The sequence below is a fragment of the Mesorhizobium sp. WSM4809 genome, assembly GCF_055811655.1.
In genome coordinates this window covers 647,003-669,565 of record NZ_JBVVQW010000001.1, presented here as the reverse complement: position 1 = coordinate 669,565, position 22,563 = coordinate 647,003, and the positions used below count along the sequence as shown (strand labels likewise).

Below are 22,563 nucleotides of genomic sequence, written 5' to 3'. Positions count from 1 at the left end.
CCTACTCGAACCGGCCAACGTCTTTCCGGCAAAACCGGCTGTCCCAGTGCCGCTTATCCGATGCGGCTCCAAGCCACGGACATTTCGCCAAAGCGGATGCCCCTGCCTTGGATCCGAAGCTCATCGTCCCCTCGACAGACTCCCCAATATGCCGCGCACGATTGCCCGGCCGACCGACGAGCCAACCGAGCGCACCACCGACTTGATCGCCGCCTCGGCCACCGTCTGGCGGTTGGACGGGCGCGGTGCAGATGTGCGCCTGCCACCCGATTGCGGCGCGGGATCGTCATTGCCGAAGCCCGGAATGGTCCAGCGCGAGCCGCCGCTGCCGGCCTGCTGGGCCTGCTCTTCGGCATCCTGCGCGTCCTTAGCTTTTTTTTGCAGCATTTCGAAAGCCGACTCGCGATCGACGGCCTGATCGTACTGGCCGGCGACCGGGCTTTCCTGGATCAGCTTTTGTCGCTCGGCTGCCGTTATCGGTCCAAGGCGCGACGACGGCGGGCGGATCAGGGTCCGCTGCACCATGGACGGGACACCCTTGGCCTCCAGCGTCGAGACCAGCGCTTCGCCCGTGGCAAGCTGGGTAATGGCGGTCATGCAGTCGAAATCGGGATTTGGCCGGAACGTTTCGGCCGCCGTCCTCACCGCCTGCTGCTCACGCGGCGTATAGGCGCGCAGCGCGTGCTGGACGCGATTGCCGAGCTGGGCCAGGACTTTTTCAGGGATATCCAACGGGTTCTGCGTGACGAAATAGACGCCGACGCCCTTCGAGCGGATCAGTCGGACCACTTGTTCGACGCGATCGATCAGCACCTTGGGTGCTTCGTCGAACAGAAGATGCGCCTCGTCGAAAAAGAACACCAGCTTCGGCTTGTCGGGGTCGCCGACTTCCGGCAGCACCTCGAACAGTTCCGACATCAGCCATAGCAGGAAGGTCGCGTAGAGCCGCGGATTCATCATCAGCTTGTCGGCGGCAAGCACGCTGATGGCGCCGCGTCCGTCGCGGGTGGTGCGCATGATATCGGCGATACGCAGTGCCGGTTCGCCGAAGAAATTTGCGGCTCCCTGTTGCTCCAGGACCAGCAGCGTGCGCTGGATAGCCCCGACCGATGGCTTCGTCACGTTGCCATAGCGTGAGCCGATCTCGTCGGCGCGCTCGGCGATGTTGGCGAGCAGCGCCTGCAGGTCCTTCATGTCGAGCAGCAGCAGGCCTTCCTCGTCCGCCAGGCGGAAGGCGATGTTCATGATGCCTTCCTGCGCCTCCGTCAGGTTCATCAGGCGCGACAGCAACAACGGCCCCATTTCCGAGACCGTGGCGCGGATGGGATGACCCTGCTCGCCGAACAAGTCCCAGAAAATAACGGGAAATTCCTGGAAGTCATAAGGATCTAGCTTGACCTGTTCGGCCCGCTTGACGAGGAAATCCTGTGCCGTGCTCATCATCGCGATGCCCGATAGATCGCCCTTGATGTCGGCGCAGAACACCGGCACGCCGGCGTTGGAAAATCCTTCGGCCAGGATCTGCAAGGTGACAGTCTTGCCGGTACCGGTGGCGCCGGTCACCAGGCCATGACGATTCCCATATTGCAGCAACAGTTGCTCGGCACGCTGATAGCTGTCGTCGGGCTTGCGGCTGGCGCCGATGAAAATACTGGTGTCGTCAGCCATATGTCCGGTCTCCGCAAACTGATGTGTCTAAAGCCAGGGGCCTTGCCGCAGGTATAGTGAGGCCATTGCGCAGCGACAATGCCATTCGTCCAAATCGGGGCCCTTCGTCCAAATCCGGGCCATTCGCCCAAATCCGGGCCATTCGTCCAAATCGCCCCATTCGGTCAAATCGGGTTTTTGGAGCTTGCGGATTTTGCCGCTGTTTGGCAATCGTCGTCCATGCGGACTGACCTATATCTGATGGATCGAATCCGGTCTCTGAAAGCGCATTGCATTGCGATATCGGACCGGGGACCGTAGACTGGACCGCTCCCGGCTGGTGCGGCCGTATGAAACGAGGAGGACGGATGGGCGCCGGAGCCTTGATCCAGGACGTGGAACCCGAAAACATCGAGCGCCAGCGATGGCTCGCCTTGGCGGAAAAGGCTTTGGCAGGCGCTTCCTTCGAGGAAAGGCTGGTCTCGCACAGCGACGACAACATCCGTATCGAACCGCTCTACGACCGCAGCACTGCGGCGGAACCGATCGTGCGCGCAAACCCGAAATCGTCATGGATCGTCAGCCAGCGGGTCGACGATCCCGACACCAACCGCGCCAGAAGCCAAGCGCTGGAAGATGTGGCACAGGGTGCCACGGGATTGTCGCTGGTCTTCGAGGGGGCGCCGAACGCGTTCGGATACGGCTTGCCGAGAACGGCGGAGGCGTTGGAGGCGGTGCTGGACGGCATACCGCTCAACCGCATCCAGGTTCGCATCGACGCCCATCCCTGGAGCCGCGCCGTGGCCGACTGGCTGGTCGCTTTCCTGAGCAAGCGGCGGTCGGACCCGGCAAAACTCAACCTCTCCTTCGGCATCGATCCAGCAGCGATCTTCGCGGGAACGGGTCGGCTGCGCATGTCGATCGAGGCGCTGCGGGCCTCCATGCCGCAGTCGCTGGCGCATTTCTTCGCGATGGGCGTTCCGGGCGTGCTGCTGGAAGCTGACGGGCGCGTGTTCCACAATGCCGGCGCCACGGAAGCGCAGGAACTTGGCATCATGCTGGCTTCGGCTGTCTCCTACCTCAGAATGTTCGAGACGGCGCGGCAGCCGCTTGTCTATGCCGCACCTCATATCGGTTTTGCACTCAGCGTCGACCAGGACCAGTTGCTGTCGATAGCCAAGATGCGGGCGCTGCGCAGCCTCTGGGCGCGGGTGCAGGAGGCTTGTTCGATCCCGACATCCACGGCCAGTATCCATGCCGAGACGTCGTTTCGCATGATGACGGCGATGGACCCGGAGACCAACATCCTGCGCACCACCATTGCATGCTTTGCCGCGGCGTGCGGCGGCGCCGATTCGATCTCCATCCTGCCGCACACGATCGCGCACGGTCTGCCGGCGGGTTTTGCCCGTCGTGTTGCCCGCAACACGCAGCTGATCATGGCCAATGAAAGCCATATCGATCATGTCACCGATCCCGCCTATGGTTCCGGCGCTGTGGAAGCGCTGACCGCGGAATTGTGCGAACTGGCCTGGGCGGAGTTGCAGACGATCGAAGCCGAGGGCGGTGTCCTGTCCAGCCTTCAGGACGGACACATCCAGAAGCGCGTCCACGCAGCGGCGGAGCAGCGCAATGCAGCCTACCGCACAGGCCAACGGGCCATCGTCGGCACCACGCTCTATCCATCGAAAGACGAACGTCCGGTCGAGACGCTGGCGGCGGAACGGCGGCCGGCCTTCACCGAAGGCGTTGCCGTCTGCGAGCCGCTGTTTCCAGTCCGCATCGACCAATCGATCGGAGCCGGCTCTTGATCCCGGACTTCGGCCAGATCGGCTGGGTCCCGCCACGCCGCACGCCTGTCGAGGTCAAAGGCCAGCGGACCACGCCGGAAGGGCTCATTGCCAAGCATCTGTACAATCAAAGCGATCTCAAGGGGCTGCCGCATCTCGACACCTATCCGGGGCTGCCGCCCTTCGTGCGCGGCCCCTACCCGACCATGTATGTCCAGCAGCCCTGGACGATCCGGCAATATGCCGGTTTCTCGACGGCCGAAGATTCCAACGCCTTTTACCGGCGCAACCTTGCCGCCGGCCAGAAGGGGCTGTCGGTCGCCTTCGATCTCGCCACGCATCGCGGCTATGACAGCGACCACCCGCGCGTTGCCGGCGATGTTGGCATGGCGGGCGTCGCCATCGATTCCATCCTCGACATGCGGCAGCTCTTCGACGGCATTCCGCTCGACGAGATGACGGTATCGATGACGATGAACGGCGCGGTGCTGCCGATCATGGCGCTTTACATCGTCGCCGCGGAAGAACAGGGCGTTGCACAGAGGGATCTCGCCGGGACCATTCAGAACGACATTTTGAAGGAGTTCATGGTCCGCAACACCTACATCTATCCGCCAAAACCTTCGATGCGGATCGTGTCGGACATCTTCTCATACACATCGAAGAACATGCCGAAGTTCAATTCGATATCGATCTCCGGCTATCACATGCAGGAGGCCGGCGCGACGGCCGACCTTGAGCTCGCCTACACGATCGCCGATGGCATCGAATATGCCCGCGCCGGCGTCGCGGCGGGCCTCGACATCGACCGCTTTGCGCCTCGCCTGTCCTTCTTCTGGGCCATCGGCATGAATTTCTTCATGGAAGTCGCCAAGCTGCGGGCCGCGCGCCTGTTGTGGGCGACCCTGATGCAGAAGAATTTTTCGCCCAAGGACGAGCGCTCGCTGTCGCTGCGCACCCATTGCCAGACTTCTGGCTGGTCGCTGACGGCGCAGGATCCCTACAACAACATCATCCGCACCATGATCGAGGCGATGGCTGCAACGCAGGGCCACACCCAGTCGCTGCACACCAATTCCTTCGACGAGGCGATGGCGCTGCCGACCGACCACTCGGCGCGGATCGCCCGCAACACCCAGCTCATCCTGCAAAAGGAATCCGGCACCACGCGCATCATCGACCCGTGGGGCGGTTCGGCCTATCTCGAACGGCTGACGCATGATCTGGCGGCGCGCGCTCTTGCCCACATCGAGGAGGTCGAGGCGCTCGGCGGCATGGCAGCGGCGACCGAACAGGGCATTCCCAAGCTGCGCATCGAGGAAGCCGCCGCGCGCACGCAGGCGCGCATCGATTCCGGCGAGCAGATGCTGGTCGGCGTCAACGCCCATCGGCCCGAGACCGACATCGAGGTCGACGTGCTGAAGATCGACAATGCCGAGGTCAGGGCCCGGCAATTGTCGAAGCTGCAACGGCTGAAGGGCACGCGCGACGTCGCCGCCGTCGAAAGCGCGCTCGATGAGCTGACCCGTGCCGCGCAAGGCAATGAAAACCTGCTGGAATTCGCCATCCGAGCGGCGCGCGCCAATGCCACGGTCGGCGAGATTTCATTCGCGTTGGAAAGGGCGTTTGGGCGCCACGTCGCCACGGTACAGACCATTTCCGGGGTCTATCGGAAGGCGCTTGGCGATCATCCCGTGGTCGACGGTCTGCAGGACAAGCTTGACGCCTTCGAGAAGAAGACCGGCGGCAAGCCGCGCATCCTGGTCGCCAAGATGGGACAGGACGGCCACGACCGCGGCCAGAAGGTCATCGCCACGGCCTTCGCCGATCTCGGCTTCGACGTCACCGTCGGCGCGATGTTCCAGACACCGGAGGAGATCGCCAAGCTGGCGGTCGCACAGGACGTCCACATCGTCGGCGCCTCGTCGCTGGCGGCGGGACATCTGACGCTGATCCCCGAACTGCGCGACGCGCTGAAAAAGCTCGGCTGCGGCGACATGCTGATCGTCGCCGGCGGCGTCATCCCACCGCAAGACTATGACGCGGTGCGACAGGCCGGCGCTGCCGAGATCTTCCCGCCGGGAACTGTTATTCCGGAGGCGGCGGATCGGCTGCTGGACCGGCTGCTGGCGGTCCGCTAGGCTTGTTATAATACCTGTTGCAACTTCTCGCCGGTCGAGTTATAATCGGCGTTGCAACAGGATATCTGTCATGAACACGACCATTCGCAAGATCGGTAATTCGGAAGGTGTGATCCTGCCCAAGGATCTGCTCGATCGTCTGAACATGAAGACAGGTGATCAGCTCCAGATCGTCGAAACGGACAAGGGCATTGCCCTTGAGCCGATGGACGACAGTTTCGAGCGGCAGATGGAAGCTGCTCGCAAGGTCATGGACAAATACAAGGTCGCGCTTCAGAAGCTCGCCGAATGAGCTGGGAGTTCCTTACCCGGCGTGCGGTTGAAGCGATGCATGCCGAGCAGTTGCGCAGGCATGGCGGTGCTCAAGGTTTGAGAGATGAAAATGCTCTCGAATCTGCGCTCGCGCGTGCCGAGAACAAGGCCAACTACGAAAACCCTTCGGTTGAAGACCTAGCAGCCGCCTATGTCTTCGGCATCGCAAGAAATCATGCCTTTGTCGACGGCAACAAGCGCACGGCCATAGTTGCAGCCGGTGCATTTTTGATCGTGAACGGCCATGTCCTGACAGCCGACAACGGCACGCTCTACGAATTCGTCATGGCCGTTGCTTCAGGCGAGATCGATGAAGCCGGAGCCGCGGCGTTCTTCCGCGACCATGTCGTCAAGATCGAGGATTAGCTCTCGGAAAGCTTGACGATTTCCCATTCCTTGCCGTTGACGCTGGCCAAGTCGCCGATCTTCTTGCCGAATAGGGCGACCGCCATCGGCGAAACATGCGAAATGCTACCCTTGGTGGGATCAGCCTCGTCTTCGCCGACAATTTTCCAGTGGACCTTCCTGCCGTCATTGCTCTCGATCGTGACGCCCATGCCGAAGCGCACAAGGTTACTGCCCGGCTCCGGCACCGAGAGTTCGGCGCTTTCACGCCGGGCGGTCCAATAGCGCAGGTCGCGCGACACGACCGCGATGCGCTCGCGGTCGGCTTTGCGTTCGGCCTTCGCCAGTATGTCGCGCAGATCGGCGAGATTGTCCTCGATCTGCGCCAGGCCGCGTTCCGTCACCAGATTGCGATGGTGGCTGACCGGCCGCTCACCGACGCCGGCGATGGCATTTTCGCTGTCTTCCTCGCGGGTGAAAGCTCTGCTCATTTCCTGAACTTAGGCCCGCAGAGGCTGCTCGACAAGCCATTGTCGCGCGCTCGGCAGGAGAGACAGAACGGCTGGCACGATTCCTGCGATAGCTGGCTCAACGCTGGGATTCTGTGCCGATGTTGAACAGGCGAACGCTGCTGACTGGGACCGCCGGCTTTGCCGTCATGGGGCTTGCGCTCGGCAAGGCGGTGGCCGCAAGCTTGAGCGGCATCGAGAAAGCCTCGATGCGCGGCTCGATCAATGCCACAGAACTCGGCGTGCAGCCCGGCACATCAGACGATCAGAGCAAGACCTTCGCCAAGCTGCTGCGTGACGCCAATGCCCGCGATATGCCGGTGTTCCTGCCGCCCGGCACCTATGTCGTCTCCAATCTTTCACTGCCCGGCCGCGTACGTCTTTCCGGGGTGCCGGGCGCGACGCGCGTCGTTTACGGCGGTGACGGCCACCTTTTCATGGCCGAACAGGCTGACCATATCGAACTCAGCGGTCTGGTCTTTGATGGTTCGAACCGCACGATGGGCGATTACACGCAAGGGCTGCTCGATCTGCGCCGTATCGCGCACCTCGCCATCGACAATTGTCAGATCACCGGCAGCAGCAAGAACGGACTGGCGCTGGAACACGCGATCGGCCGGATCGAGCGCAGCGAGATATCGGGCGCCGCCGATGCCGGCATTTACTCGGTCGAGGCTGGCGGGCTGTCCATTACGGGCAACACCGTCTCCGATTGCGCCAATGGCGGCATCCTCGTGCACCGCTGGCAGGTGGCCGAAGACGGCACCATGGTCACCGGCAACCGCGTCCAACGGATCCAGGCACGCAGCGGCGGAACCGGGCAGAACGGCAACGGCATCAATGCCTTTCGCGCCGGCAATGTCGTCATCTCGGGCAACATCGTCTCGGACTGCGCCTTCTCGGCGATCCGCGCCAACAGCGCCAGCAACCTGCAGATATCGGGCAACACCTGCTCGCGCTCGGGCGAAACGGCGGTCTATTCCGAGTTCTCGTTCGAAGGCGCCATCATCAGCAACAACATCGTCGACGGCGCCGCCAACGGCATCTCGATCGTCAATTTCAACGAAGGCGGCCGCATGGGCGTCTGCTCCGGCAACATCGTGCGCAATCTGTCGACCAGCGGTCCCTACCCCGCCGACTCGCCGGGATTTGGCGTCGGCATCGGCGTTGAGGCCGACACCACCGTTTCCAACAACGTCATCGAGAACGCGCCGCTTTATGGCATGCAGATCGGCTGGGGTCCCTACCTGCGCAATGTCGTCGCTACGGGCAACATCATCCGCAAGGCCGGAACCGGTATCGTCGTGTCCGTGGTCGAGGGTGCCGGCACGGCGGTCATTTCAGACAATATCATCGACGGCGCGCTCAACGGTGCGGTTGTCGGCCAGCGCTGGGCCGAGCCCGCAACGGGCGACCTCGCCTCGTCAAACGATACCGGCTATGCGCATCTGACCGTCGAGCGCAATCACGTCAGTTGAGGGCTGCCGTCGGCCTCAGCGCCCCGACCTTGGCACCGTTGCGGTTTTCTATGGGCGTGTTTGCCAACTCGCTCAGCTTGAACGCCAATGCCTCGTCGGCGCGCAACAGTTTGGCGAGGACGGTGGCAATCATGGCTTCGCCGGCGCGGCCGGCGCCATCATCGCATTTGAGCGCGATGCCGAGACCAAGCTCCGGAATTGCGGCACAATGGACGCCCTCGGCGCCGCCTTTGGTGAAAATCCGCCCTGGTGCGGCCTCCATCAGTGCGACGTCTTCGCGGCCTGTGCCGGCAACGAAGAACGGCTCGGCCATGCAGGCGGCCAGCAGCCGCCTCGCGGCCTTGGCTCGCTCGGGGCCAAAACCTGATGTCGTGGCCATGCGGGCAAAGCCGATCGCAAAGCTCCTGAGCGGCACCGCATAGGTTGGGATCGAACAGCCATCGATGGCCCGCTGGTCCTCACCATGGACAGCGCCCGTCACCGATTGCATGGCGTCGCGCACCAGTTCCTGCAAGCCATGTCCCGGCTTGACATAGCCACGATGCGCAATGCCCGCGTGGACGCAGGTGCAGAGGAAGCCGGAATGCTTGCCGGAGCAATTGTTGTGCAATGCGTTCGGCGAGCCGCCGGCGCGGGCGAGCGCAATCTCGGCGTCATGATTGGACGGCCAATGCGTGCCGCACTCGAGCGCCGACCCATCCAGCCCGACCTTGGACAGAATGGATCGCGCCAGTTCGACATGGGCCGGCTCGCCTGAGTGGGACGCACAGGCGAGCGCCAGTTCGCGGTTGCCGAAGCCATAGGCATCGGCCGCACCGCTTTCGACCAGCGGCAGTGCCTGGATCGCCTTGACCGCCGAGCGCGGAAACACCGGCTTGGCTGTGTCGCCGATCTCCCAGACGGGCTTGCCATCGCCATCGAAGACCGCGACTGAGCCGCGATGCGCGCTCTCGACGATCGCGCCGCGCAACACTTCGATCAGAACCGGATTTGTCATGAACCCTCCCGTAAATGCGGGCGGTTTACCTGATCCGGTCGAGAATGGAAACGTAGTTGGCGACCGCGGCACCGCCCATATTGAAGATGCCGCCAAGCTTGGCGCCCGGCACCTGGATGCCGCCGGCCTCGCCGACAAGCTGCATGGCGGTCAAGACATGCATCGACACGCCCGTGGCGCCGATCGGATGGCCCTTGGCCTTCAGCCCACCGGAGGGATTGACCGGCAGGCGGCCATCCCTGGCCGTTGTGCCGTCCAGCGCAAGCTTGGCCCCCTCTCCCGGCTTGGCAAGACCCATCGCCTCATATTCGATCAGTTCGGCAATGGTGAAGCAGTCATGCGTCTCGACGAAGGACAGATCGTCGAGCGTCACGCCGGCTGATTTCAACGCCCGGTTCCAGGCCTGTTCGCAGCCTTCGAAGGTCAGGATGTCGCGCTTCGACATCGGCAGGAAATCCTGCACATGCTCGTTGGCGCGGAAGGCAACGGCACGGCGCATCTTCAGCGCCGTGGCGGTGTCGGCAAGGATAAGGGCGGCGGCGCCGTCGGAGACCAGCGAGCAGTCGGTGCGCTTCAGTGGGCCGGCAACGAACGGGTTCTTCTCGCTCTCCTGGCGGCAGAACTCGTAGCCGAAATCCTTGCGCATCTGTGCATAGGGGTTGTCGACGCCGTTCTTGTGGTTCTTGGCGGCAATCATGGCCAGCGCATCCGACTGGTCGCCGTGGCGCTGAAAATAGGCCTGCGCGATCTTGCCGAAGACGCCGGCGAAACCCGCCGGTGTCTCGCCGTCCTCGGGCAGATAGGACGCCTTGAGCAGGTTCTTGCCGATCTCCGGCCCCGGCGTCGTCGTCATCTGCTCGGCGCCGACCACCAGCACGATGCGGGCGGCATTGGCGTCGATGGCGCGGATGCCCTGACGGACCGCGGCCGATCCGGTGGCGCAAGCGTTCTCGACGCGCGTCGCCGGCTTGAAGCGCAGCCGGTCGTCGGCCTGAAGCACCAGGCTGGCGGTAAAATCCTGCGCCGAAAAGCCGGCGTTGAAATGGCCGAGCACGATCTCGTCGACCTCGTCGGGACCGACGCCGGCATGGTCGAGCGCGTCGGTTGCCACCTTGACGATCAGATTTTCGAGCGTTTCGCCCTCGAGCTTGCCGAAGCGCGAATGCGCCCAGCCAACGATGCATGCGGTCATGGCGGTCTCCATCCTTGGCGCCAGCCTAACATGTGGGCTCAGGGCGCATTTCGCCTTTATTGTTCAAATATAAACAATCCTGCCCACTTCGTGAAGGACAATCGCTTGGTACAGCCAAGATCGCGGTCGATTTTTTTGTTGATTGACGCGTCAATAAAAAATAATCCTGTTTTCTCAAAGGATCATCGCGAGATGCCGAAAGTCGGAATGGAACCGCTGCGCCGCAAGGCGCTGATCGACGCGACGATCTCGGCGATCGGCGAGCGCGGCTCGCTCGACGTCACCATGTCCGAGATCGCCGGACGCGCCGGGGTTTCGTCGGCTCTTGCCCATCACTATTTCGGCGCAAAGGACGAACTGTTGCTGGCGACGATGCGGCACATCCTGGCCGAACTGACCATCGACATGCGACGCGCCCTTCAATCGGCTGCCACCCCGCGCGAACGCGTTTCGGCCGTGGTGGCTGTCAATTTCTCCGACATCCAGTTCCAGCCGGAAACCATCGCCGCCTGGCTCGCCTTCTATGTCGAAGCGCAGAAATCGTCGGCCTTGCGCCGACTGCTCAGGGTCTATGCGCGGCGACTGCATTCGAACCTGATGAGCGGGCTGACCGGCATCTTGCCCAGAGCCGAAGCCGACCGCGCAGCCGAAGCGACAGCGGCGATGATCGATGGGCTCTACATCAGGCGGGCGCTGAAGGACGGCGTGCCCGACGCCGCGACCGCGATCGCGCTGGTCGAGGACTATCTCGGAACCAAACTCGGTGAGCGGTGCAAACAGTGACAATGAAGCGACCCAACTTCCTGATCGTCATGGTCGACCAGCTCAACGGCACCTTGTTTCCCGACGGTCCGGCGGAGTTTCTGCACGTACCGCACCTGAAAGCGTTGGCTGCGCGTTCGGCGCGCTTTGCCAACAACTATACGGCGTCGCCGCTCTGCGCACCGGGCCGTGCCTCGTTCATGAGCGGGCAATTGCCGTCGCGCACCGGCGTCTATGACAACGCCGCCGAATTCGCCTCATCGATCCCGACCTTCGCCCATCATCTGCGCGCCGCCGGCTACTACACCTGCCTGTCGGGCAAGATGCATTTCGTCGGGCCGGACCAGTTGCACGGTTTCGAGGAACGGCTGACGACCGACATCTACCCTGCCGATTTCGGCTGGACGCCGGACTACCGCAAGCCCGGCGAGCGTATCGACTGGTGGTATCACAATCTGGGCTCGGTGACCGGCGCCGGCGTTGCCGAGATCACCAACCAGATGGAGTATGACGACGAGGTCGTGTTCCTAGCCACACAGAAGCTCTATCAGCTTTCGCGCGAACAGGACGATGCGAGCCATCGGCCATGGTGCCTCACCGTCTCGCTGTCGCACCCGCACGATCCCTATGTCGCGCGCAAGCAGTATTGGGATCTCTATGAGCATTGCCAGGCGTTGAACCCGGAAACCGGGTTCATCGCGCATGACGAGCAGGATGCGCATTCCCGGCGGCTGTACCACGCCAGCGACTATCCTTCCTTCGAGATCACGCCGGAACAGGTGCGTCGTTCGCGGCAGGGCTATTTCGCCAACATCTCCTATGTCGACGACAAGCTGGGCGAGATCCTGGATGTTCTCGAGCGCACCCGCATGGCCGACGACACAATCATCCTGTTCTGCTCGGACCACGGCGACATGCTCGGCGAGCGCGGCCTATGGTTCAAGATGAGCTTCTTCGAGGGCTCGGCGCGGGTGCCGCTGATGATTGCCGGCAAGGGCGTTCACGCCGGGCTGATCGAGACGCCGGTTTCCAATCTTGACGTGGCGCCGACGCTTTGCGACCTCGCCGGCATCGACATCGCTGCAATCGCGCCGTGGACCGACGGCCAGTCGCTGCTGCCGCTCACCAAGGGGTTTGAGCGCACCGCGCCGGTGCTGATGGAATATGCGGCCGAAGGGTCCAACGCGCCCTTGGTGGCGATCCGCAACGGCAGATACAAATTCGTCCATTGCGAACTCGATCCGCCGCAACTGTTCGATCTCGAAGCCGATCCGCTCGAACGGGACAATCTGGTCGACGACGCGGCCAATGCGGGCCTGGTGGCGGCATTCATGGACAAGGTCCAGTCGCGCTGGGACATGGCCGGATTCGACGCCGCTGTCCGCGAAAGCCAGGCGCGCCGCTGGGTCGTCTATCCGGCGCTGCGCAACGGCGCCTATTACCCCTGGGATTTCCAGCCGCTGCAAAAAGCGTCCGAGCGCTACATGCGCAATCACATGAACCTCGACAATCTCGAAGAGAGCAAAAGGTATCCGCGAGGCGAATGATGTCAGACCTTCTCGTCCCCTCCCTCGACCACCTCAAGCAGGCCTATGCCGTCACCTCCAGGGCGACGCAGATCACACCGCTGCTGGAATCGGCGGCACTGGCCCGCGAGACGGGTGCGGCCCGCGTCTTCATCAAGCCGGAATCGCTGCAATGGGCCGGATCGTTCAAGGTGCGCGGCGCCTATTGGCGCCTGAAGCAGCTTTCCACTGAAGAGGCCAGGAAAGGCGTCGTCGCCTACTCCTCCGGCAATTTCGCGCAAGGGCTGGCGGCTGCCGGCCAGGCGCTCGGCATTCCCGTCACCATCGTCATGCCGATCGACGCACCGGCCGCCAAGCGTGATGCTACGGCCGGCTATGGCGCCCGCGTCGTGCTGACCGACCATGGCGAACGCGCGCGTGAGGAAGTCGCCGCCGCCAAGGCACGCGAGATCGCCGAGACCGAAGGCTTGGCCCTGCTGCATCCGTTTGACGATCCGGAGATCGTTGCCGGCCAGGCGGGCGCCGGCCTCGAAGCGCTTGACCAACTCGAAGCCAAAGGCGCCAGCGCCGATCTTTTGTTCTGCTCGGTCGGTGGCGGTGGGCTGATCGGCGGCGTTTCGCTCGCCTTCCACTATCTGTCGCCCGCCACTGAGATCATCGGCGTCGAACCTGAAGGTTTCAACGGCATGGGCTCGTCGCTGGCACATGGCAGCATCGAGACGATGCCGATCGGGCCGAAGTCGATCTGCGACGGGCTGATGTCGCGACGGCCGGGCGACGCGCCTTTCGCGGCAGTCAAGACCGCCGGTGTTCGCGGCATCACCGTCGACGACCAATCGGTGCGCAGCGCCATGCGGATCGCCTTCGAGCGCATGAAGCTGGTGCTCGAGCCCTCGGGGGCCGCCTCGCTCGCCGCACTGCTCGGCGGCAAGGTGGATGTGAGGGGCAAGACCGCCCTTGTTGTGGCTACCGGCGGCAATGTCTCGCTCGCCGATTTCATGGCGCATATGAACCATGCTTGAAGCAGATTTCGTCATCATCGGCTCCGGCTCGGCCGGCTCGGCCATGGCCTATCGCCTGTCTGAAGACGGCAAGCATTCGGTCATCGTCATCGAATTCGGCGGCAGCGATATCGGGCCGCTGATCCAGATGCCGTCGGCGCTGTCGATCCCGCTCAACATGAGCCTCTATGACTGGGGCTTTGCCAGCGAGCCGGAACCGCATCTCGGCGGCCGTGTGCTGGCGACACCGCGCGGCAAGGTGATCGGCGGCTCGTCCTCGATCAACGGTATGGTCTATGTGCGCGGCCACGCCCGCGATTTCGACCATTGGGCCGAAGAGGGTGCGGCCGGCTGGGGCTTCGCCGACGTGCTCCCCTATTTCAAGCGTATGGAAGATTCGGACGGCGGCGAGGATGGCTGGCGCGGCCACGGCGGGCCGCTGCATGTGCAGCGCGGCTCGCGTAAAAATCCGCTCTATGGCGCCTTTGTCGAGGCTGGTCGCCAGGCCGGGTTCGAACTGACCGAAGACTACAATGGTTCCAAGCAGGAAGGTTTTGGGCCGATGGAGCAGACCATCAGCGGCGGTCGCCGCTGGTCGGCGGCATCGGCCTATCTGAAGCCGGCGCTGAAGCGCAAAAATGTGAGTCTGGTCAAGGGCTTTGCGCGGCGCGTGATTATCGAGAATCAACGCGCTATCGGCGTCGAGATCGAAGCTCACAAACAGATTCAGGTCGTTAAGGCGCGACGTGAGGTGATCGTCGCCGCATCGTCGATCAATTCGCCCAAGATACTGATGCTGTCCGGCATCGGCCCGGCCGAGCATTTGCGCGAAAACGGCATTCCGGTGGTGGCCGACCGGCCCGGTGTCGGCCGCAATCTGCAGGATCATATGGAGCTCTACATCCAGCAGGAATCATTGCTGCCGATCACGCTCAATTCGGTGCTGAACCCGTTCTCGAAAGCACTAATCGGAGCGCAGTGGTTGTTCCTCAAGACCGGGCTTGGCGCCACCAACCACTTCGAAGCGGCAGCCTTCGTGCGCTCGCGCGCCGGCGTCGACTACCCCGATATCCAGTACCATTTCATCCCGGCGGCAGTCCGCTATGACGGCAAGGCGGCTGCGAAATCGCACGGCTTCCAGGCGCATGTCGGACCGATGCGCTCGAAGTCGCGCGGTTCGGTGACGCTGCGTTCGCCGGACCCGAAATCCAAGCCCGTGATCCGCTTCAACTACATGTCGCATCCAGACGATTGGGAGGAGTTCCGCCACTGCATCAGGCTGACGCGCGAGATCTTCGGGCAGTCGGCGTTCGACCCCTATCGGGGCAAGGAAATCTCTCCGGGCAGCCACATGCAGTCGGACGACGAGCTCGACATCTTCATCCGCGATCATGCCGAGAGCGCCTACCATCCTTGCGGCACCTGCAAGATGGGCCGCGCCGACGACATGATGAGTGTCGTCGATCCGGAGTGCCGGGTCATCGGCATCGAAGGCTTGCGGGTCGCCGATTCGTCGATCTTCCCGCGCGTCACCAACGGCAATCTCAACGCGCCCTCGATCATGACCGGCGAGAAGGCTTCCGACCACATCCTTGGCCGCACGCCGCTGGCGCCGTCCAACCAGGAACCATGGATCAATCCGCGCTGGCAGGCGTCGGACAGATAGAGCATGATCGTGTGACTGCACGATCCGCATGCCGCGAAAGACAATCTGGAGACTTCCATGCGCGCTCAGCCCACGGCATCGCACTATGTCAACGGACGCTACATCGAGGACGAAGGCGGCGCGCCGCTGCCGGTCATCTATCCGGCAACCGGTGAGATCATCGCCATGCTCCGCTCGGCGACGCCGAACGTGCTGGAACTCGCCGTCGAGGCAGCGCGGGCGGCGCAGCCCGCCTGGGCGCGGCTGAAGCCGGTCGAGCGCGGGCGCATCCTGCGCCGCGCCGCCGACATATTGCGCGCCCGCAACGCCGACCTCGCCCGCATCGAGACATTGGATACCGGCAAGGCGATCCAGGAAACGCTGGTGGCGGACGCCCCTTCGGCGGCGGACTGCCTTGAATATTTCGGCGGTGCGGTTGCCGCCTACAATGGCGAGTCGGTCGATCTCGGCGGACCCTTCGCCTACACAAGGCGCGAAGCGCTCGGCGTCTGTGTCGGCATCGGCGCCTGGAACTACCCGATCCAGATCGCCGGCTGGAAATCGGCACCGGCGCTCGCCATGGGCAACGCCATGGTGTTCAAACCTTCGGAAAACACACCGCTTTCAGCACTCGCGCTGGCCGAGATCTACAGCGAAGCGGGGCTGCCTGACGGCCTGTTCAATGTCGTGCAGGGCTATGGCGATGTCGGCGCCGGGCTTGTCGGCCACGATGTCGTCGCCAAGGTCTCGGTGACCGGCTCGGTGCCGACCGGCCGCAAGGTGCTGTCGCTCGCCGGCTCGAAGATGAAGCACGCGACGATGGAGCTTGGCGGCAAGTCGCCGCTGATCGTGTTCGACGATGCCGACATCGAGAACGCCATTGGCGGCGCCATGCTCGGCAATTTCTATTCGACCGGGCAGATCTGTTCCAACGGCACGCGCGTCTTCGTGCAGAGCGGCATTCACGACCGCTTCGTCGAGCGTCTGATCGAGCGGACCAAGAAAATCCGCATCGGCGACCCGCTCGACCCCGAAACCCAGATGGGGCCGCTGGTTTCCAAGGCGCAGCACGACAAGGTAGTGGGCTATATCGAGATCGGCAAGCAGGACGGAGCAACGCTTGCCTGTGGCGGCAACGTGCCTTCGCTGCAGGGTTTCCAGGGGGGGTTCTTTGTCGAGCCAACGGTGTTCACCGGCGTCACCGACACAATGCGCATCGCCCGCGAGGAGATTTTCGGGCCTGTCATGAGCGTGCTGAAATTCGACGGTGAGGACGAGGTGATCGACCGCGCCAACGACACCGAATTCGGCCTTGCCGCCGGCGTCTTCACGCGCGACCTGCCGCGCGCCCACCGCGTCATTACCGAGCTGCAGGCCGGCACCTGCTGGATCAACGCCTACAATCTGACGCCGGTGGAAATCCCGTTCGGCGGCTTCAAGCAGTCGGGCATCGGACGTGAGAATTCATTGGCGGCGCTGGCACTCTATTCGCAGCTGAAGTCGATCTATGTCGAGACGGGCGACGTGGCGAGCCCGTACTGATCAACCCTCTACGCCTTCGGGTCGGCCGTGCTGTCCAGATACTGGGTCAGCGCACAGACCAGATGATAGAAGATGCTGGCCGGCACGTCCGATGCCAGTGAGCGGCCGCGCTCGTCGATGCGGTCGATCCACAGGCCGAGCGGCGCCGGGTCGATGTGCCAGCGAAACAGCCGGCCGACGCGCGCTTCGATCTCGGGCTTCAGGTCCGGCCCGCCCGAACCATCCAGCGCGATAGCCGCCTTCACCGCTTCGGCCTGCGGCCAGCTGCGTGATATCAGGTCGAGCGGCAGGCCCTGCCGCGAGACGGCGCCATAGGCAAGGCCGGTGGCGCGGTTGAGGCCATTGGCAGTGGCCGACGCGTAAAGTTTTCTGGCAAAGCCGCTCAATTCGGCCTGGCCGCTGCGTCCAGCGAAATCGACCAGCAGCGAGGCCCACTCGAAATGGTGGCCAGGCTCGGTCCATGACCCTTTCTCTCCTGCGGATGGCTTCCATTCGGCATCGAAATACTCGCCAAGCGTCCAGCTTTCCGGATCGAAGAAATGACTTCGGAAGAGGTCGATGATGCGCGCTGCGCGGCGCAGATGGGCGCGCTCGCCAGTCGCCTGATGCCAAGCGAGGAAGGCCTCGAGCAGATGCATATGCGGGTTGGAGCGGCGCTCGCCTTTGCCGTCCGATGTCTCGAGGAAGCCGGTCATGCGGCTGTCTTCGAGATGCGCATCGAGAAAGGCGAAGGTTTCCTCGCCGAGGCGCAAGGCGTCTGGATTGCCAGACATATGCGCATGCGCGAGCGCCAGGAGCACGCAGGAATGATCGTAGGCATCCTCGGTGGCGTCGGCGACCGAACCGTCGACATTCAGCGTCCGAACCCAGCCGCCCTTGTCGGTGCGGCCCTTGCCGGCCATGAAGGCGATGCCGTGGCTGATCAGCCGGTCGGCCGGACCGTCCCAGCCGCGCGCTCGGGCGACGGCGAAAGCATAGACCTGCCTTGCCATGGTGCGCATGCGCTTGGGCTTCATCAGCGGCGAGGCGTCCAGGCCGAGCGCTTCGTGAAAGCCGCCATGGCGTTCGTCGACCCCCGATGTCGACCACAGCGGCAAGGTCTCCTGAAACAGCCAGTGATGCACGCGCCGGCGCCAGGCGCCGCTTTCGATGACGCGGTCATGCGCCGGCGTGAACCTGGTTTCCAGGCGACCCGATTTTTCGAGCTGCTCGACGATCTTCTTGACGTGCTGGCTGTGGCTGACCGGGGCGACGAAGGTGGCATCCGATGTCGAAACGATGGCGATGTCCTTCATGCCGATCGCCGACAGCAGGCGGCCATCACTGCGAATGTAGGAATTCTCGCAATCGATAGCGACGACATCGCCGATGATGACATTGCCCCGGTCGTCGGCGGGGCCGACATCGAGCAGCGACTGCCAGGAGCCGAGATCGTTCCAGCGGAAGCCGGCCGGCACCATGGCGATGTCTTTTGCCCGCTCCATGATGGCGTAGTCGATCGAGTTCGACGGAATGGCGGCGTAGAGTTCTAGCGGCATGTAAAGGCCGGACAGATCCGATGTCGCTGCCCTGTAAGCTGCTTCGGTGGCCAGCCAGATATCCGGCTGGAACGCTATGAAGGCATCACGCATGGCGACGGCGCGAAACAGGAAGATACCGGTGTTCCAGTAGAAATTTCCGGCCTTGAGATAGCTTTGCGCAGTCTCAATATCCGGCTTTTCGACGAAGCGCGACACATCGAAGGTGCCGCCGCTTTCGGCCGCGACCTCGATATAGCCGTAGCCGGTCTCGGGCTGTGTCGGCTTGATGCCGAACACCACCAGCCGTCCACTGCGCGCTGCCTCGGTGCCGGCTTCGACGCTCTGCCAGAATTGGCGCGGGGTCGATATCTCATGATCCGACGGCACCACCAGCACCAGGCTGTCACCGAATTCGGACAGCGTGCGCAGCGTCGCCAGTGCGACGGCGGCGGCTGTGTTGCGCCCGGTCGGCTCGAACAGCGGACCGCCGCCGGCGAGGTCGAGACCAGCAAGATCGGCGTGAACGCGATCAGCATGGCGCTCCGCGGCGATCAGGAAGATCGGCGTTTCGCCTTCCGGCCGGGCCGTCAGCCGACGCAAGGTCTTGGCCAGCATCGAGCCATCGCCGGACAGATCGTGGAACTGCTTGGGGTTGTCCTCGCGCGACAGCGGCCACAACCTCGAGCCGACGCCGCCGCTCATGACAAAACTGACAATCCGCTCGGTCATTCAACTACCATTCAAAAGGTCTGGTTGTAGGCGCCCACCTCGGGGCTGCGGCGCAGCACGGCGTCGACAGCCTCGAACATCTCCCGTCGACGCTGCGACGACACCGGGCTTTCGACCACCACGACCAGTTCCGGTTTGTTCGATGAGGCGCGCACCAGCCCCCAGGTGCCGTCGTCGGCGACGACGCGCACGCCGTTGACGGTGATGAGGTCTGCGATCTTCTGGCCGGCGAAAACCATTCCATCCCGTTTCATGGTCTGAAAATCGGCAACCACCCGTTCGACCACGCCATACTTCACCTCGTCCGCGCAGTGAGGCGACATGGTCGGCGTGCCGAAGGTCAGCGGCAGCGCGCGATAAAGATCGGCCATCGAACTGCCCGGGCTGCGATCCAGCATTAGGCAGATGGCGATGGCGGTGACCAGCCCGTCGTCATATCCGCGCCCGATCGGCGGATTGAAAAAGAAATGACCTGACTTTTCGAAACCGGCGACAGCACCGAGTTCGGCGACGCGGCGTTTGATGTAGGAATGGCCGGTTTTCCAATAGTCAGTGACGGCGCCATTGGCGCGCAGCATTGCGTCGGTATGGAACAGGCCGGTCGATTTGACGTCGACGACGAAGGTCGAGTTGGGATGCTGGCTGGAAATATCCCTTGCCAGCATCACACCGACCTTGTCGGCAAAAATTTCATTGCCTTCATTGTCGACGACACCGCAGCGGTCGCCATCGCCGTCGAAGCCAAGGCCGATGTCGGCGCCTGATGCCAGCACCTTGTCCCGGATGGCATGCAGCATCCGCATATCCTCGGGATTGGGATTGTAGCGCGGAAATGTATGGTCGAGTTCGACGTCGAGCGCGATGACCTCGCAGCCGATGCGCTGCAACGCTTGCGGCGCGAAGGCGCCGGCAGTGCCATTGCCGCAGGCTGCGACCACTTTCAGCTTTCGGGCGATGCGCTTGTCGCGGGTCAGATCGTCGAGATAGGTCGCGCGAAAATCGCGGATGAAATCGTAGGAGCCGCCGCCGACGAGATCGAAATCACCAGCCAGCACGATCGCCTTCAGCGCGCTCATCTCTTCCGGGCCGAAGGTCAGCGGCCGCGCAGCACCCATCTTGACGCCAGTCCAGCCATTTTCGTTGTGCGAAGCGGTGACCATGGCGACCGAGGGCGTATCCAAAGCGAACTGGGCGAAATACGCCATCGGCGACAACGCCAGTCCGATGTCCCTCACCCGTGCGCCTGCGGCCATCAAACCGGACACCAGGGCCAGTTTGATCGACAGCGAATAGGAGCGGAAATCATGCCCGGTGACGATATCGGGACCGGCGCCGAGACGGCGGATCAGCGTACCAAGCCCCATGCCGAGCGCCTGGACGCCGATCAGATTGAGTTCCGGTCGTTGCGCGGAGCCGGGATGGCCGAACCACCAGCGCGCATCATATTCGCGAAAGCCGGATGGCTTGATCAGCGCTTCGGTTTCGAATTCGAAACTGTTGGGCCGCGCGTCGCCAACGATGCTGAAGGACAAGACTGGAAACTCCGAATGGCAGAAATTACGAATTGTCGAGGGCTGCGGCTTAGCACACAAGGCTTTAGGCCACGTTTATTCCGGAAGGGAATCCGGGCCTTTCGGGCAATGCTCGACGAAAGCCGACGAAATGCGACAGAAGTGCCGCCGTGCCGCTTGCAGGAACCAAGTGTGGCGGCTATAAGCCCGCGGTCTGGTCACGGAGTGTAGCGCAGCCTGGTAGCGCACCTCGTTCGGGACGAGGGGGTCGCAGGTTCAAATCCTGCCACTCCGACCAGAAAAAACAAAGAGTTAGCGCATCCCGACTTCGGCGCTCCACCTGCCCCTCAAGCGAGACTACTCGCGTCCCCGTCAGTCGGATGGCGAATTTCTATTCGCCGTGCCTCTGTGACTCGGCCGACAGCGATGCCTGTTGCACTGGACAGTAACCAGACGGTCCAACCGGCCGCCTGATGTTTTCATGCGTGCGCTCGCGGACAGCTTCTGGAAAGATCCTGACGGATACGCGCGTCTCCGCTCAGCGGAGGCCAAAAAAGCTCAAGATCGCTATCACGATGACTACAGCTCCAACGAGCCAAATGATGTTGTTCATGATCTCTCTCCTGTTGCCTGGGGAAGCCCGCGCCTCTGGCGGAGAACGCGGGCCGACCAGCCTTTGCCGACTGATCTGCAGCAGACACCAAATCGTGATCCCGGCTGCGAGAATAAACCATCAGGCACGCCTAATGTTCCGTCGTGCGTCCTATGATCATAGGCGCCGGCATCATCACCACGACAGCGCTGTCGTGACAGGTTCCGTCCTCACCCATCGGAACCATCCCGTGGTGATCGAACGACGGGTACCGACGCTGGGATCCGGCCCCGATTCTTGATGGGAGTCGGGTCTTGATGGGAGTGGGGCCACGAGAGGCCTTTGGCACGCATCCCAATCACGCCCGCAACCAGACTTAAGTCCAGCCCCTGCCCGACCGAAGTCCAGGTTGGAAACGCTTGCCCTTGCCCCAAATTCGGGTGGTGGGCGAAAAATGATCAATGAAAAACTAAAGAGCAGCAGCATGTCGAACCGTGAGACCAAGAAATCCCATGCCCTGGGCATGCGCATGACAGAGATCAAGGCCAGGATGCAGGAAGCCCAGATTACCGAAGACGAGATGAAGACCTTCCAGAAGGTCGCGGCCATCATGGAGGGCGACGAGGGCCGAATCGAGGTTGACGACCTGATTGCCGCGTCATTCCTCACCGACACGACGCTGAACAGCCAGAAGCGTTAAGCGACCATGCCGACGATTAGCAGACTTTTTGATTCCCCCGCCGATGCGGCGCGGGTCGCCAGCGACTTGGTGGCGGCCGGAATTCCTCGCGTACAGATCGCCATCATCGGGCCTTACAATAACGAGGCGGGATTTCTTAGGGTTTCCGCTTTGGGATCGTTACTTGGCGCTGCCGCCGGCGTGTTGGCCTGCCTGAGCGCCGTTGCGGCCTATGGCACCAATCCTGTTGCTGCGAGCGTGTTGCCAGCAGCGGTGGCGGGCGCGGTCTGCGGCGGCGTTGCCGGCGGTCTGCTTGGAACATTCGCCATGACAGCCATAGAGGCGGATGGTCAGGACGTTGCCGAGGGGGTGGTTCTGGTGACGGCGCATGTCGATGAAAATGACGCCGACATCGCTCAGGCAGTGCTCGGCGGTCGTCCCCCGTCGACGTTCGTGGCTGAAGCAGCGTAGGAAAGGCCCGCCCGACGTTGCCGAGACGCGCTCTCTGCGTTCACCAGTGATTGAACCCAACACGCGCCAGATAGCAATTCGAGTGGCAGAGAATGTTCCTGCGCCGGACGCAAAGCTGGCCGGTAGCAGGTTTCTTCGCGGGCCGCATATTTTGACGAAAAGGTCCGTCGGCTT

At 62.9% G+C, this 22,563-nt stretch carries 18 protein-coding genes and 1 tRNA gene; 13 read left to right on the top strand and 6 right to left on the bottom strand.

What is annotated here, in order from left to right:
* Window positions 1-120: 120 nt before the first annotated feature.
* Entirely contained in the window at window positions 121-1,668 is a 1,548-nt protein-coding gene (locus AC0L24_RS02950) for a helicase HerA-like C-terminal domain-containing protein (protein ID WP_127810940.1), read from the bottom strand.
* Between the two features lie 347 nt (window positions 1,669-2,015).
* On the opposite strand from AC0L24_RS02950, the gene AC0L24_RS02945 reads away from it, so the two are divergent.
* From AC0L24_RS02945 to AC0L24_RS02930, 4 genes are all read left to right on the top strand, one after another.
* Window positions 2,016-3,458 carry a methylmalonyl-CoA mutase subunit beta gene (locus AC0L24_RS02945; RefSeq protein WP_127810941.1) on the top strand — a complete coding sequence of 481 codons (1,443 nt, stop codon included), beginning with the start codon at window positions 2,016-2,018 and terminating at the stop codon, window positions 3,456-3,458.
* Window positions 3,455-5,578, top strand: coding sequence for a methylmalonyl-CoA mutase (scpA, locus tag AC0L24_RS02940; RefSeq protein ID WP_127810942.1), 2,124 nt, complete (start codon window positions 3,455-3,457; stop codon window positions 5,576-5,578). The genes AC0L24_RS02945 and scpA overlap by 4 nt, the downstream gene beginning before the upstream one ends.
* A gap of 70 nt (window positions 5,579-5,648) precedes the next feature.
* Window positions 5,649-5,870: an AbrB/MazE/SpoVT family DNA-binding domain-containing protein gene (locus tag AC0L24_RS02935; protein ID WP_127269970.1), complete on the top strand. Its 222-nt coding sequence runs from the start codon at window positions 5,649-5,651 to the stop codon at window positions 5,868-5,870.
* Window positions 5,867-6,256, top strand: a complete 390-nt coding sequence (locus AC0L24_RS02930; protein ID WP_127269972.1) for a type II toxin-antitoxin system death-on-curing family toxin — start codon at window positions 5,867-5,869, stop codon at window positions 6,254-6,256. Before AC0L24_RS02935 ends, AC0L24_RS02930 begins: the two co-directional genes overlap by 4 nt.
* On the opposite strand, the gene greA is transcribed toward AC0L24_RS02930, so the two are convergent.
* On the bottom strand, window positions 6,253-6,726 hold the full coding sequence (greA, locus tag AC0L24_RS02925; protein WP_127810943.1) for a transcription elongation factor GreA: 474 nt from the start codon (window positions 6,724-6,726) through the stop codon (window positions 6,253-6,255). The genes AC0L24_RS02930 and greA overlap by 4 nt on opposite strands.
* A 119-nt stretch (window positions 6,727-6,845) precedes the next feature.
* On the opposite strand from greA, the gene AC0L24_RS02920 reads away from it, so the two are divergent.
* Window positions 6,846-8,222 carry a TIGR03808 family TAT-translocated repetitive protein gene (locus tag AC0L24_RS02920; protein WP_127810944.1) on the top strand — a complete coding sequence of 459 codons (1,377 nt, stop codon included), beginning with the start codon at window positions 6,846-6,848 and terminating at the stop codon, window positions 8,220-8,222.
* Here the strand turns inward: AC0L24_RS02920 and AC0L24_RS02915 are convergent.
* Window positions 8,215-9,219 carry an asparaginase gene (locus tag AC0L24_RS02915; protein ID WP_127810945.1) on the bottom strand — a complete coding sequence of 335 codons (1,005 nt, stop codon included), beginning with the start codon at window positions 9,217-9,219 and terminating at the stop codon, window positions 8,215-8,217. The genes AC0L24_RS02920 and AC0L24_RS02915 overlap by 8 nt on opposite strands.
* Before the next feature lie 25 nt (window positions 9,220-9,244).
* Entirely contained in the window at window positions 9,245-10,411 is a 1,167-nt protein-coding gene (locus AC0L24_RS02910; RefSeq protein ID WP_127810946.1) for an acetyl-CoA acetyltransferase, read from the bottom strand.
* 192 nt (window positions 10,412-10,603) lie between these two features.
* On the opposite strand from AC0L24_RS02910, the gene betI reads away from it, so the two are divergent.
* From betI to betB, 5 genes are read left to right on the top strand one after another with little or no spacing between them, the layout of a single operon-like run.
* Window positions 10,604-11,194, top strand: a complete 591-nt coding sequence (gene betI / locus AC0L24_RS02905; RefSeq protein WP_127810947.1) for a choline-binding transcriptional repressor BetI — start codon at window positions 10,604-10,606, stop codon at window positions 11,192-11,194.
* Entirely contained in the window at window positions 11,191-12,720 is a 1,530-nt protein-coding gene (gene betC / locus AC0L24_RS02900; protein WP_473563402.1) for a choline-sulfatase, read from the top strand. The genes betI and betC overlap by 4 nt, the downstream gene beginning before the upstream one ends.
* Entirely contained in the window at window positions 12,720-13,721 is a 1,002-nt protein-coding gene (locus AC0L24_RS02895) for a threonine/serine dehydratase (protein WP_127327175.1), read from the top strand. The genes betC and AC0L24_RS02895 overlap by 1 nt, the downstream gene beginning before the upstream one ends.
* Complete coding sequence (betA, locus tag AC0L24_RS02890) at window positions 13,714-15,366, top strand: choline dehydrogenase (RefSeq protein ID WP_473563401.1); 1,653 nt, start codon at window positions 13,714-13,716, stop codon at window positions 15,364-15,366. Before AC0L24_RS02895 ends, betA begins: the two co-directional genes overlap by 8 nt.
* A 57-nt stretch (window positions 15,367-15,423) precedes the next feature.
* Window positions 15,424-16,887, top strand: a complete 1,464-nt coding sequence (gene betB, locus AC0L24_RS02885; protein ID WP_473563400.1) for a betaine-aldehyde dehydrogenase — start codon at window positions 15,424-15,426, stop codon at window positions 16,885-16,887.
* Window positions 16,888-16,895: 8 nt separating this feature from the next.
* Here the strand turns inward: betB and AC0L24_RS02880 are convergent, their stop codons facing one another.
* Entirely contained in the window at window positions 16,896-19,136 is a 2,241-nt protein-coding gene (locus tag AC0L24_RS02880; protein ID WP_127810952.1) for a mannose-1-phosphate guanylyltransferase/mannose-6-phosphate isomerase, read from the bottom strand.
* A gap of 11 nt (window positions 19,137-19,147) precedes the next feature.
* On the bottom strand, window positions 19,148-20,668 hold the full coding sequence (locus tag AC0L24_RS02875) for a phosphomannomutase/phosphoglucomutase (protein WP_127396722.1): 1,521 nt from the start codon (window positions 20,666-20,668) through the stop codon (window positions 19,148-19,150).
* A gap of 200 nt (window positions 20,669-20,868) precedes the next feature.
* Here AC0L24_RS02875 and AC0L24_RS02870 point away from each other — a divergent pair.
* The 3 genes from AC0L24_RS02870 (at window position 20,869) to AC0L24_RS02860 (ending at window position 22,389) form a co-directional block, all read left to right on the top strand.
* Window positions 20,869-20,945: transfer RNA gene (locus AC0L24_RS02870), tRNA-Pro, on the top strand.
* Between the two features lie 703 nt (window positions 20,946-21,648).
* On the top strand, window positions 21,649-21,939 hold the full coding sequence (locus AC0L24_RS02865) for a hypothetical protein (RefSeq protein ID WP_473563398.1): 291 nt from the start codon (window positions 21,649-21,651) through the stop codon (window positions 21,937-21,939).
* A 6-nt stretch (window positions 21,940-21,945) separates the two neighbouring features.
* Window positions 21,946-22,389 (top strand): hypothetical protein, encoded by a 444-nt coding sequence (locus AC0L24_RS02860; RefSeq protein WP_245481754.1) that lies wholly within the window; start codon window positions 21,946-21,948, stop codon window positions 22,387-22,389.
* Window positions 22,390-22,563 lie beyond the last annotated feature (174 nt).